This window comes from Paenibacillus sp. FSL R5-0486 (genome assembly GCF_037975155.1).
Classification (GTDB): domain Bacteria; phylum Bacillota; class Bacilli; order Paenibacillales; family Paenibacillaceae; genus Paenibacillus; species Paenibacillus amylolyticus.
On record NZ_CP150237.1, the window covers coordinates 2,806,015 to 2,818,359 of the forward strand.

Below are 12,345 nucleotides of genomic sequence, written 5' to 3' on the forward strand. Positions count from 1 at the left end.
GCCTTGCTTAACTAAGGATTTCCCTGATGTGCAGCGACAGCGGATTGCTATTTTGATATGGCAGATTTATTATAGAAGAGGTGCAACAAGATTACATACACATAGAGGAGGAAACTGTAATGAGTGAATCAAAACGCTTGCTCGTACTTGCTGGCTCTTACGCCGAAGCGGAAAATGAGGGCATTTATGCATATGAATTGAATGAGGATACAGGCAGCTTGTCCAAGCTTGACGGCATCGCTGGTGTGAAAAACCCAACGTTTGTCAACGTGGATGTTGAAAGTAACAAACTGTATGCGATTGGTGAAACAGCGTCAGCTGAAGGCAACAAAATGTCTGAAGCTGTAGCTCTGAGCATTGATCCTTCTACAGGAAAATTAACGTTGCTGAACCGGAATGACTCCATTTCAGCTCCACCATGTCATATCCAGCGCGATCCTTCCGGCAAATACTTGATCCTCTCCAGCTACCACGGTGGTCTGGTAGGTCTGCAAGCCTTGACGGATAACGGTGAAGTTGGAGCGCTTCTGGACGAGAAGAAACATGAAGGACAAGGTGCGCATCCTGAACGTCAGGACAAGCCACATGTTCACTCCGCATTTTTCAGCCCAGATGGTAAATACATGATGGTACAGGATCTGGGCGCAGATAACATCGCGATCTATTCTATTGATGCAGACAAGAATGAACTTGTGCTGCACAGTGAAACCAAAACACATCCGGGAGCAGGCCCACGTCACTTGGCGTTCCACCCGAATGGTCAGTTCGCATATGTCATCAATGAAGTGGATTCTTCCATTACTTCGTTCAAATATGATGCAGCAGCGGGCACGTTGACTGAATTGTCTACTGTATCCACACTGCCTGATGGATATGATGGCAAAGAGAATACAACAGCCGAAATCACGGTTTCCAATGATGGACGTTATGTATATGGTTCTAACCGTGGACATGACAGCATCGTTGTATTTGCAGTAGATGCAGATAAAGGTCACCTGACACTGGTTGAGCATGTATCTGCAGAAGGGGAGCACCCGCGTCACTTTGCGCTGACACCTAACGGCAAATTGCTGATCGCAGCTAACCGCGATACCAACAACCTCGTGACATTCACGGTAGATCAGGAGAGCGGACGTCTGAAATACACTGGTCACAGCACAGGTGTATCCAAGCCGGTATGCGTGAAACCTGTATATCTGTAAAATGATAAATTTCTAAACCAGCTTTGGCTGGATTGAAAATGAAACGATAAAGATAAAGACCCTGCCATGTGGCGGGGTCTTTTATATTGAATATATAATTGGATGATTAGGCTGCTGTTCTGCTGTAAGCATGTGGATTGGAATAGAGGATTAATTCTATATTTGATTCACCTAACAACGAATAACTATCAATAGTATCCCCCAAGTAACTACCCCACTTCAAAGTGCGTACTTCCTGAATGGATAGTCAGGGTCTACAATGAGTGAGTAGCCAAAACAAACACTGCATGCATCTGAACAGACAAATTGGTGCAGGCTAAATATCTGATTATTATTTTTACAGGAACGAATCATACTTGAACAACAAAGGAGAAATAAATGATGAAATTGCAATTGGCGCTTGACTTGGTAAATATCCCTGAAGGTATCGCACTGGTTAAAGAGGTTGAACAATATATTGATATCGTTGAGATTGGTACTCCAATCGTTATTAATGAAGGTTTGCACGCGGTTAAAGCGATGAAAGAAGCATTCCCTAATCTGCAAGTTCTTGCAGACCTTAAAATCATGGACGCTGGTGGTTATGAAATCATGAAAGCAGCTGAAGCTGGTGCGGATCTGATCACTGTGCTTGGGGCAACCAATGACAGTACGATCAAAGGTGCAGTAGCAGAAGCGAAGAAACAAAACAAACAAGTTCTTGTAGACATGATCAACGTGCCTAACCTGGAACAACGTGCTCGTGAAATTGATGCGCTTGGCGTAGATTACATCTGTGTACACACAGGTTATGACCTACAAGCTGAAGGACAAAGCCCGTTCGAAGATCTGCAAACGATCAAAGCTGCTGTGAAAAATGCTAAAACGGCTGTTGCTGGTGGAATCAAGCTGGAAACATTGCCAGAAGTAATCAAAGCACAACCAGATCTGGTTATTGTAGGCGGCGGTATCACAGGACAAGCAGACAAAGCGGCAGTTGCAGCTGAAATGCAACGTCTCGTTAAACAAGGGTAAGCAGATGAGCAAAACACAGTACGCAGCTGACATCTTGAAGGAGCTGGAACGTACGTTAAGCCAGATCGAAGATGCAGAGATGCAAGCGATGGCTGAGCACATTCTGGCTGCGGAACAGATTTTTGTAGCAGGAGCAGGCCGGTCAGGACTTATGGGGAAGGCTTTTGCCATGAGACTGATGCAGATGGGGCTTCGTGTATATGTGGTGGGCGAGACCGTAACACCTGGGATCAGCTCGAAGGATTTCCTCTTGCTGTGCTCTGGCTCAGGAGAAACAGGCAGTCTGGTGGCCATGGCTCAAAAGGCTAGTCAAGCTGGTGCGCCTGTAGGTCTCATTACGATTAAGCCAGAGTCCACGATTGGGAAATTGGCAACTACGGTAGTACGTCTCCCGGCTTCAGCCAAAGAGGACACAGCAACTTCCGGAGCGGCAGTAACCATTCAGCCGATGGGCTCGTTGTTCGAACAAGGACTGTTAATCGGCATGGATGCTCTCATTCTTACGATGATGGAAATGAAGGGTATGACCGGAGCGGATATGTTTGGCCGCCACGCGAACCTGGAATAGTGAATAGATGAAAGACCGGAATCCTTTGATTATGAAGGGTTCTGGTCTTTTCTGCGATACATAATCATTCATCTGTATAGGTTTTATCCGTGATTTACAGTTAAACTTTGCATCCCGACCAGGCTGTAGTAGAATTAATAGATAGCTGTATCGAATGAATGTACTTATTACATCATGCATGGAGCGGAAAACTTACCTCGTGTGAAGTGTCCCCGTGATATGCGTAATATACGCGATATAAGATTGAAGATGAGGGGGCTCGGAGCCATGGCGTCCGAAGTGAAGGAACGGATTAATCTGAAAGAAATCAACTGTGAGAAGGAATTGACCCTTGCGGTGATCGGTGGCAAGTGGAAACTGATTATTTTGTGGCACTTGGGCCTGGAAGGCACCAAACGTTTCAGTGAGCTGAAACGCCTAATCCCTCATATTACCCAGAAGATGCTGACCAACCAGTTACGTGAGCTGGAGGAAGACAAACTGATTGAGCGCAAGGTGTATGCAGAGGTACCACCTCGGGTGGAATATACGTTGACAGATCACGGTCAAAGTCTGATGCCCGTCCTGCACGCAATGTATAACTGGGGTAAAAATTACGGCGAAAATGTAATCTGGAAAGAAAGCTAAATAAGTTATAGTTAGAATGACCGCTAGGTAAATGGATTCTACCATAAACCAGCGGTTTTTTAGTTACTTTTAAATTTTTGTCACATGAGCAAAATTTTATACGAAACGTAGAGGACAGCTTTTCTAATATGAAGAAATATGATGTTTGAGAAAAAACTCCTTGTATGATTTTTTATGGATCCGGAACGCTAGCGAGTTAACGGATTAATAAACAAACCAAGGAGAGGTTACAAGGTGCATTCTATTCAATCAAATCCAGAGGTAAATATTCCAAATAATCATTACTATTGATAGAATTACAAGCGTTACGACATTCCATTTGGTTCTTTGATTATTCGTTGTGAAAAGCATTATTCCGAACAATACAACACTAAAAACTAATACAGCTACGTTGTTTCGAAAAAGAAAAATGAATAGCAACATAGCAGTCATAATTAAATTCATTATTACATTTAAGTTCAAATCACTCGAACCTCCAATAGCATACTTCTTTAATCAATGTAAACATTTTATTCTCTAACTATTAACGCAAGTCTTTGTTTTTATTAAAAGATTGAAAAATGTATGATAATACGCAATTCAAAATTATATAATAATGTATCTCATTACTATTTTTGCGTTTTTCAAATATATGCCAGTAGCAACGGTGTTAAGCCATTTTGCTCTTTAAAAGGAATTATATCTATTTTCCAATCCAATTCACCTTCTGTATTTGATGAATATTGAGAGATCAACTGTTATCTACGACAATGCTGAGTCTCATTTTAAGAGATGTCATGTATAGATGCGCGGAATATGATACGATGAGAGATATTGGAAAATGCAAGGAGGATGACAACTAAAGATGGAAAAAATACGTACACGTGCTGAGGTAAACCCAGAAACGACTTGGGATCTGAAAGACTTGTTTGTAACCGATGTAGAGTGGGAGCAGGAGCTTCGATCACTTCCTCTGGCTGCTGCCCAGATCGAAACGTTCAAAGGACGTCTGGGCGAAGGGGCTGAACAATTACTGGCTTGTCTGGATGCGCGTGAAGCTTTGCAGGAGCGAATCAGCAAGACGGCGTCTTATGCTCGACTGAAGCAGTCAGAGGACAGCACCAATCCGGTTAATATTGAGAATTCAGCCAAGGCAGGAGATATCCTATCAAATCTGTCGTCGTCCTTGTCTTTTGTCAATTCGGAGATCGTTGATCTGCCGGAGGGAACAGTTGAGCGTTATCTTGAAGAGCTTCCGGAATTGGAGCCGTATGCGCGCAGTTTGGAGCGTTTGATTCGAGAAAAAGCACATCGGCTTACGCCTGAGACCGAGAAGGTACTCGCTTCATTAGGAGAGGTACTGGATTCGCCATACCGTATCTATCTGCGCGGTAAACTGGCAGACATGACGTTTGACGATGCTCTTGATGGAGAGGACAATAATCGTCCACTGTCCTGGTCATTCTATGAAAATAATTATGAGATGTCGTCTGATACAAAGCTGCGCCGTTCTGCTTATGTTGCATTCAGCTCGACATTAAATGATTACAAAAATACGTTCGCAGAAGGTTATGCAACCGAAGTGAAGAAACAGGTTGTTTTATCCAGGCTGCGTGGTTACGACGATGTTACAGATATGCTTCTCAGCCCACAGCAAGTGAGCAAAGAGATGTACAATAATATTCTGGATATTATCCAGCAGGAACTCGCACCTCATATGCGCAGACTGGCGGCTCTCAAGAAACGTGAGCTGGGTCTGGACAAACTGATGTTTTGTGATCTGAAGGCGCCGCTTGATCCTGAATTTAGCCCTGCCATTACATATGATGAGGCGTGCATACTCATTCGAGAAGCACTTGATGTGCTTGGGCCGGAGTACGGCGAGATCGTAGAGCGCGCATTCAGTGATCGCTGGGTGGATTACGCAGATAACGCAGGCAAATCCACAGGGGCATTTTGCTCCTCTATATATGGTTCACACTCTTATATCTTAATTTCATGGGCGAACAATATGCGCGGAGCATTTACACTTGCCCATGAAGTGGGGCACGCAGGCCACTTCATGCTTGCGGGACGTTACCAACGGCTCACGAATACACGGCCATCTCTTTATTTCATTGAGGCGCCGTCGACCATGAATGAAATGCTTCTGGCCGATCATCTATTGAAGCGTTCCGATAATCCGAGAATGCGTCGCTGGGTCATTTTGCAATTGTTGAACACGTATTACCATAACTTCGTTACACATCTGCTGGAAGGTGAATTACAGCGCAGGGTGTACGCACGCGCAACCAATGATGAGCCCATTACGGCGAAGACGTTAAGTCAACTCAAGGGAGACATCCTTTCCGAATTCTGGGGACCTGATCTGGTAATTGATGAAGGGGCCAAGCTCACGTGGATGAGACAGCCTCATTATTATATGGGACTATATCCGTATACCTATGCGGCAGGCTTGACGGCTTCCACAGCGGCTGCACAGCAGATTCGTGAAGAAGGACAGCCTGCGGTAGATCGCTGGCTTGATGCACTCAAAGCTGGTGGAAGTCTCACACCACAGGAGTTAATGAAGCTTGCGGGTGTGGATATGTCCGGACCTGAGCCGATTCGCTCTGCGGTTGCTTATGTCGGCAGTCTGGTCGACGAACTTGAACGTCTGTATTCCTGATCTGGTTCATATAGTATATGGACAAGGCAGAACGGGTTGTCTGCATGCACCGCCTTCCTTGCGTGGGGGGCGGTGCATCTTATTTTTGCAAGGGGAAAGGAACGATGATGAATGGCGTTAACGAGCGTGTCCTCATCGATGGGCCGATTAAGCGTAGACGGCTTTGGTGTGTTTGACGACATGAATGGAGTACCAGGTTTTGAAGGCAATCAGGGTGGTTTTTTTTCGGGATTTAATGAGTTTGCTACAATGAATGCATTTGCTTCGATTTTCATTGGCGCCATATTTCTCATCATTGCGGGAGTTATTGTTTTTGTTATTATTTCAGGCATACGCTCAGGGATGTCAAATAACGCAGCAGCCTTGTTAACCCTGCACTCAACAGTGGTGGCTAAACGAACGGAAGTCTCAGGTGGAAGCGGCGATAGCAGTGCGACTACCCGGTATTATGTTACATTTGAATTCGACAATGGGGAGCGCACTGAACTGATTGTTGGCGGAAACCATTATGGTATGATGGTGGAAAATGATCGAGGGATGCTGACGTATCAGGGGACACGTTTCAAGCATTTTGAGAGAGATGTACAACCCCAGTCGGGGGTAAGCAAAGGTCAATTTTATACGTAAAAAAAGAAATGCGGCTCCTCCCAGGTGGGAGAGAGTCGTTTTTGGTATACCCAAAAGAAAGAAAAACTGAAGGCTATTCAAACGCTTACATTGGTGATATACTCGTAAAATAAAGTAAAACAGTATTAAACAAAAACAAACAAACAATAAATACAGAATAAAGTACAGAGTTACGGTCTGAATCAAGGGATACCGTTTGGAAAATAGGATGGGTTCGAAAGGTTGGTGAAGCGCGGTGAGTGTGCTGGCTTATGATTTGGGCGCTGGGAGCGGGAGAGCGCTACTGGGACATCTGAATGATCGAGGGATCGAAACAAGCGAAATTCATCGGTTCAAGAATGAACCAGTGAAGATTGGCGAGCGGATGCACTGGGATATTCTGCGATTGCATCATGAATTGTTGCAGGGGCTTACCCTTGTGAAACAGCAGGGAGAACAGCCGGAGAGCCTGGGGATCGATTCCTGGGGCGTTGATTTTGGTTTGCTTGGCAGTAATGGTGAGTTGCTTGGTAACCCGTATCATTACCGTGATACACAGTTTAACGGCATGATGGATCAGGTACGCCAAGAGCTGAGCTCTCAGCGAATCTTCGAACGTACAGGGATACAGTTTCTTAGCTTTAATACCCTGTATCAATTGGCAACGCTTCAACGCAGCGGTTCCCCGTTGCTTCATGAAGCAGAGCGTTTTCTCATGATTCCGGATTTGCTACGTTATTTCCTGACAGGGGAAGCGGTGAATGAGTTCACCAATGCAACCACAACACAATTATACAATCCATCAGCGGGGCAGTGGGATAGTGAGTTGCTGGCGCATATTCGTATTTCGGAGAAACTGTTTGGTAAAGCCGTGTTGCCAGGTACCCGTGTTGGACAATTGCGAAGCAGTATCTGTAACGATCTGGGATTGTCCCCGATTCCCGTGATCGCTGTTGCGGAGCATGATACGGGTTCAGCCGTTGTGGCTGTTCCTGCAGCGGAACGTTCATTTGCTTATCTGAGCTGTGGAACCTGGTCCCTGATGGGTACGGAGATAGATCATCCTGCAATTAGTACCGAGAGTCTGGCCTTGAACTTCACGAATGAAGGCGGGGCGGGCGGAACATTCCGTCTGCTGAAGAACATTATGGGTTTATGGATTTTGCAGGAAAGCATGCGGGAGTGGGAGCGCCAGGGGCAGGGAATTAGCTATGATGCGTTATTGGCAAAGGCGGAACAGGCACCCCCATTTGCCAGTTTGTTTGATCCGGATGATGAACTGTTCATGCCCGCAGGAGATATGACGACACGTATACGTCAGTATTGTTGTGATACAGGGCAAGTGGTACCAGAGGATCAGGGGGCTATTGCCCGGGCAATTCTGGAGAGTCTTGCATTGAAGTATAGAAGAGTTCTGGAATGGACGGAGCAATTGTCGGGTCAGGCGTTCAACGGATTGCATATGGTCGGTGGAGGCATCCAGAACCGCCTGTTATGTCAGTGGACTGCAAATTCCATTGGTAAGCCGGTATGGGCGGGTCCAGCAGAGGGAAGTGCCATCGGGAATATGGCTGTGCAATGGATGGCGAGCGGAGCTTTTAAAGATATCTGGGAAGCGCGTAAGGCCATTCGTGATTCATTCCCGGTAACTGTGTATGAGCCGCAGGACGGATCAATCTGGGAAGATGCTTATGGCAGATTTCTGCGTGTGACGGCTTCATCTAATTCACAAGCGGGGAGTGAGGTGTAACATGCTGGCAGCCGAGCGGTATGACCGGATTGTGGAGATGGTGAATGTAAAGGGCAGTATGCGTGTATCCGAGCTTAGTGAGCGCTGCCGGGTGACGGAGGAAACGATCCGGCGGGATCTGGATCGTCTGGAACAGGCAGGACGACTGCGCCGGTCTCACGGTGGTGCAGTAAGTGTGAAGGAAGATCAACCGGAGATCCCTTACCGGATCAGGGAGACAACCCATGCGGAAGAGAAGAAGCGGATTGCACAAGCGGCTCTGGCGATGATTAATCCGGGTGATCGCATTCTGTTGGATGCGAGCACAACGGCAGGTTATATGGCAGCGAACATGCCGGATTTTCCGCTGACGGTCTTAACCAACTCGATCCAAATCGCCACTGAACTCAGCAACCGTGACAAGGTTGAGGTCATCTCAACAGGGGGCCAGCTGGCATCGCGCTCGTTGTCTTTTGTTGGGCCGCTGGCGGAGCGTTCTTTGGAAACGTATCACGTGGATAAAATGTTCATGTCGTGCAAAGGTGTACATCTCGAAGGTGGCGGAATCAGTGAATCCAATGAACTCCAGGCAAGGCTGAAGCAGAAGATGGTTGGCATATCAGATCAAGTCATCTTACTTGCAGATGCCAGTAAATTTGGTGTACGTGCTTTTGCCCGAGTATCCGGGTTAAATGCAGTCCATATGATCGTTACCGATCAGCCATTGGAGGCTGAACAGACAGAACATTTGAGCGGATACGATATTGGTATCATCACGGTTTAATCTTTCAGATTTTATCTATATAAAATGAACTAAACATTTACACGAAACGGAGTGTCCAGTGTAAATATTCTTAGTCAATTCATCTACTAATCAGTTAATAGGAGCGTGTAATTATGAAGGTCTCCTTATTCATTACCTGCCTCAGCGATGCCATCTATCCCCGAGTGGGGGAAGCCATGGTCAGATTGCTCGCCGCTCATGGCGTTCGGCTGGATTTCCCGCCGGTGCAGACCTGCTGCGGTCAGCCTTCCTACAATAGCGGGTACTGGGATGAGACTCGGGTAGCGGCCAAAACGATTCTTGAAGCGTTTGACGACAGTGATTTTGTGGTATGTCCTTCGGGATCGTGTACGTATATGATTCATCATTATCCCGAGCTGTTTGCGGATGAACCAGTATGGTTGGAGAAGGCAAAACGATTGGAAGCCAAAGCTTATGAGTTTACTCAATTCCTCGTTCAGGTACTCGGGATAACCGATCTGGGCGCACATTTTCCGCACAAAGTAACCTATCATCCATCCTGTCATGGCAGCCGTCTGCTTGGTGTGAAGGATGAGCCGATGGCGCTACTCTCTCAAGTAAAAGGTCTGGAATTGGTTCCGCTCCCATTTGCTGAGGATTGCTGCGGGTTCGGGGGCACGTTTGCCATCAAAATGTCCGATATTTCAGGAGCGATGGTGACGGAGAAGGTCGATCATGTCAAAGAGACACAAGCCGAAGTATTGGTGGGGCTGGACATGGCCTGTCTGATGAATATCGCAGGTAATCTGCGTTATCGGAATGAACCGGTGCGTGTGATGCATCTGGCGGAACTACTGTATGAGGGGGTGCGAACAGGATGAGCCAACCGGGAGTTATGGATACTACGGTCAAAGAACGTGCCGGACTGGCCTTGAATGATGATTTTCTGCGAAAAGCAGTCAAATTCACGACAGAACGTTTGCGTAACGGGAAGAAATCTGCCTCAGAAGAACATGGAAATTGGGATGAATGGCGGGAGCGTGGCCGTCAGATTCGTCTGCATACGATTGCGTATCTGGATTATTACCTGAATGAATTTGTGAATAACGCCCGTGCGAACGGGGTTCATATTCATTTTGCAGATACATCGGTGGAAGCAGCGGCGATTGCGCTGGATATTGCGGCGCACAAGCAGGCTTCTACGGTGGTGAAGTCCAAATCGATGGTGTCGGAGGAAGTGCACCTGAATCATGTGTTGGAGTCGGCGGGCATTGAAGCTATCGAGACCGACCTGGGTGAATACATCATTCAGCTGGCAGGCGAGGCGCCATCTCATATTGTCATTCCAGCCATCCATAAGAACCGCTACCAGATTGCAGAGTTGTTATCGAAGGAAGCGGGCGAAATTCTGGAGCCGGACACAACGGTACTTGCCGGATTTGTTCGCAAAAAGCTGCGCGAGAAGTTTCTCGAAGCAGATATCGGCATGACCGGTTGCAATTTTGCGATTGCAGAGACAGGTTCCATGGTTTTGTTCGAAAATGAAGGCAATGCCCGTATGGTATCCACTGTTCCAAAAACGCAGATTACACTGATGGGCATGGAGCGGATCATCCCGTCGTGGACGGATCTGGAAGTCATGGCAACCTTGTTGCCACGCTCTGCAACAGGTCAGAAATTAACAATGTACATGTCAGGCATCACAGGTCCTCGCCGTACGGCGGATGCGGATGGGCCAGATGAAATGCACATTATTATCGTGGACAACGGTCGATCACTTCAACTCGGTGATCCTGAATTCCAGGAGTTGCTGAATTGTATTCGCTGCGGTGCTTGTCTGAATGCTTGCCCGGTATATCGCCATATTGGAGGTCATGCCTACGGTGGAACATATAGTGGTCCGATTGGCGCAGTACTGACTCCTGCACTCAATGGCAACATTGATGAATGGAATGATATTGCGGGTGCTTCAAGTCTGTGCGGAGCCTGTTATGAAGCATGTCCAGTTAAAATTCCATTGCATGATATGCTCGTTTATCTACGTAGGCGTAAAGTGGAAGACGGCCATGGAAACAAAATGGAAAGCATGGGCATGAAGGGATTTGCCGCTGTTGTATCCAATTCCAAACGTTTCAGTGCGGCCATACGCCTGGGACAGATCGGGCAGAAGGCAGTTGTACGCAACAACGGTATTTCTCTCAAGTTGGGTCCTCTCAAAGGCTGGAACAATTATCGGGTTGCCCCAAGTCTCGCCAAGAAATCCTTCCGGCAACAATGGAACAAGCTGGATCAGGAACTGAACCAAGAGCAACCGGTCATGGATTCTTCCGTTCGCAGTCGTATGGAGCAGATTATTCGTGAACGAGAAGAAGGGGAGGATAAGCATGGTCACTGAACATCAGCAATGGCTCGCGCAATTGGAGAAGAAGTCCATGGAGAAACAGGAGCAGTTCATGAATGACATTGCTTCGAAATTGAGAAGACCAAGGCAACGACATGCGCCGACCCAACCCTTTCGGGGAGCACCCGACTTTTGGACTGGGCTGGAATGGGATGAAGAGAAGCGTATTCAAGCATTTACAGATAACTTTGTGAGTGTAGGCGCACACATTGCCCGGGTTCAGAATATGGAAGAAGTATCTCAATTTATAGCCAACAAATCTCATGAACTGAGTGCCAGGTATATCATTCGTCAGAATGAACAGGCGTTACAGGATCTCGGATTGGAAGAGCAGCTTCCGGATGTACAGATCTCAGTCTGGAATAGTCAGGCGGATGAGAACTGGAAGGCTCGGGCAGCTGAGGCTGATATCGGTGTGGTTATGGCGGATTATGCAACAGCATACACAGGCTCGGTTACTGTACTTTCTTCACCGGAAAAAGGTCGTTCAGTCAGTCTCTTGCCTACGGTACTCATCATCATTATTCCAGTAGATCGACTGTACACCAGACTGGGTGAGACGCTGGATCGATTTGACGAAGTGGGAAGAGAAAACCTTCCGGCAGGCATCCACTTTATTTCAGGGCCAAGCCGATCTTCCGATATTGAAAATGATTTAACCATTGGCGTTCACGGACCAGGCATTGTATATGGTTTAATTATGGGTTAACGGTGTGTTGAGTGTGATGGCACATCATGATTTTGATAACTGTCCGAGATGCAGTGTGTGACTGCTAAGGGCAGTTTTTTATTTTGTTAACTATAGT

General features: G+C 46.8%; 11 protein-coding genes. All 11 read left to right on the top strand.

What is annotated here, in order from left to right; translation table 11 throughout:
• Window positions 1-119: 119 nt before the first annotated feature.
• The 11 genes from MKY01_RS12830 to MKY01_RS12880 all read left to right on the top strand — a co-directional run bounded on the left by MKY01_RS12830 (window position 120) and on the right by MKY01_RS12880 (window position 12,248).
• On the top strand, window positions 120-1,202 hold the full coding sequence (locus MKY01_RS12830) for a lactonase family protein (protein WP_339286518.1): 1,083 nt from the start codon (window positions 120-122) through the stop codon (window positions 1,200-1,202).
• 381 nt (window positions 1,203-1,583) lie between these two features.
• Window positions 1,584-2,216 (top strand): 3-hexulose-6-phosphate synthase, encoded by a 633-nt coding sequence (hxlA, locus tag MKY01_RS12835; RefSeq protein ID WP_036670570.1) that lies wholly within the window; start codon window positions 1,584-1,586, stop codon window positions 2,214-2,216.
• 4 nt (window positions 2,217-2,220) lie between these two features.
• A complete protein-coding gene (gene hxlB / locus MKY01_RS12840) occupies window positions 2,221-2,784 on the top strand; it encodes a 6-phospho-3-hexuloisomerase (protein ID WP_339286519.1) in 564 nt (187 codons plus the stop codon).
• Window positions 2,785-3,051: 267 nt separating this feature from the next.
• On the top strand, window positions 3,052-3,411 hold the full coding sequence (locus tag MKY01_RS12845; protein WP_036608849.1) for a helix-turn-helix domain-containing protein: 360 nt from the start codon (window positions 3,052-3,054) through the stop codon (window positions 3,409-3,411).
• Between the two features lie 844 nt (window positions 3,412-4,255).
• A complete protein-coding gene (pepF, locus tag MKY01_RS12850; protein ID WP_339286520.1) occupies window positions 4,256-6,058 on the top strand; it encodes an oligoendopeptidase F in 1,803 nt (600 codons plus the stop codon).
• A gap of 111 nt (window positions 6,059-6,169) precedes the next feature.
• Complete coding sequence (locus MKY01_RS12855; RefSeq protein WP_245838093.1) at window positions 6,170-6,685, top strand: DUF2500 domain-containing protein; 516 nt, start codon at window positions 6,170-6,172, stop codon at window positions 6,683-6,685.
• A gap of 235 nt (window positions 6,686-6,920) precedes the next feature.
• Complete coding sequence (locus MKY01_RS12860) at window positions 6,921-8,414, top strand: rhamnulokinase family protein (RefSeq protein ID WP_339286521.1); 1,494 nt, start codon at window positions 6,921-6,923, stop codon at window positions 8,412-8,414.
• Window position 8,415: 1 nt separating this feature from the next.
• Entirely contained in the window at window positions 8,416-9,177 is a 762-nt protein-coding gene (locus tag MKY01_RS12865; RefSeq protein ID WP_339199147.1) for a DeoR/GlpR family DNA-binding transcription regulator, read from the top strand.
• A gap of 113 nt (window positions 9,178-9,290) precedes the next feature.
• Entirely contained in the window at window positions 9,291-10,019 is a 729-nt protein-coding gene (locus MKY01_RS12870) for a (Fe-S)-binding protein (RefSeq protein ID WP_017688927.1), read from the top strand.
• Window positions 10,016-11,533, top strand: coding sequence for a LutB/LldF family L-lactate oxidation iron-sulfur protein (locus MKY01_RS12875; RefSeq protein WP_339199152.1), 1,518 nt, complete (start codon window positions 10,016-10,018; stop codon window positions 11,531-11,533). The genes MKY01_RS12870 and MKY01_RS12875 overlap by 4 nt, the downstream gene beginning before the upstream one ends.
• Window positions 11,523-12,248: an LUD domain-containing protein gene (locus MKY01_RS12880; protein ID WP_339199155.1), complete on the top strand. Its 726-nt coding sequence runs from the start codon at window positions 11,523-11,525 to the stop codon at window positions 12,246-12,248. The genes MKY01_RS12875 and MKY01_RS12880 overlap by 11 nt, the downstream gene beginning before the upstream one ends.
• Window positions 12,249-12,345 lie beyond the last annotated feature (97 nt).

Coding starts and splice junctions, on each gene's coding strand:
- MKY01_RS12880 (WP_339199155.1), top strand. CDS start 11,523: ATGGTCACTGAACATCAGCAATGGCTCGCGCAATTGGAGAAGAAGTCC.
- pepF (WP_339286520.1), top strand. CDS start 4,256: ATGGAAAAAATACGTACACGTGCTGAGGTAAACCCAGAAACGACTTGG.
- MKY01_RS12845 (WP_036608849.1), top strand. CDS start 3,052: ATGGCGTCCGAAGTGAAGGAACGGATTAATCTGAAAGAAATCAACTGT.
- MKY01_RS12865 (WP_339199147.1), top strand. CDS start 8,416: ATGCTGGCAGCCGAGCGGTATGACCGGATTGTGGAGATGGTGAATGTA.
- MKY01_RS12870 (WP_017688927.1), top strand. CDS start 9,291: ATGAAGGTCTCCTTATTCATTACCTGCCTCAGCGATGCCATCTATCCC.
- MKY01_RS12875 (WP_339199152.1), top strand. CDS start 10,016: ATGAGCCAACCGGGAGTTATGGATACTACGGTCAAAGAACGTGCCGGA.
- MKY01_RS12830 (WP_339286518.1), top strand. CDS start 120: ATGAGTGAATCAAAACGCTTGCTCGTACTTGCTGGCTCTTACGCCGAA.
- hxlB (WP_339286519.1), top strand. CDS start 2,221: ATGAGCAAAACACAGTACGCAGCTGACATCTTGAAGGAGCTGGAACGT.
- MKY01_RS12855 (WP_245838093.1), top strand. CDS start 6,170: ATGGCGTTAACGAGCGTGTCCTCATCGATGGGCCGATTAAGCGTAGAC.
- hxlA (WP_036670570.1), top strand. CDS start 1,584: ATGAAATTGCAATTGGCGCTTGACTTGGTAAATATCCCTGAAGGTATC.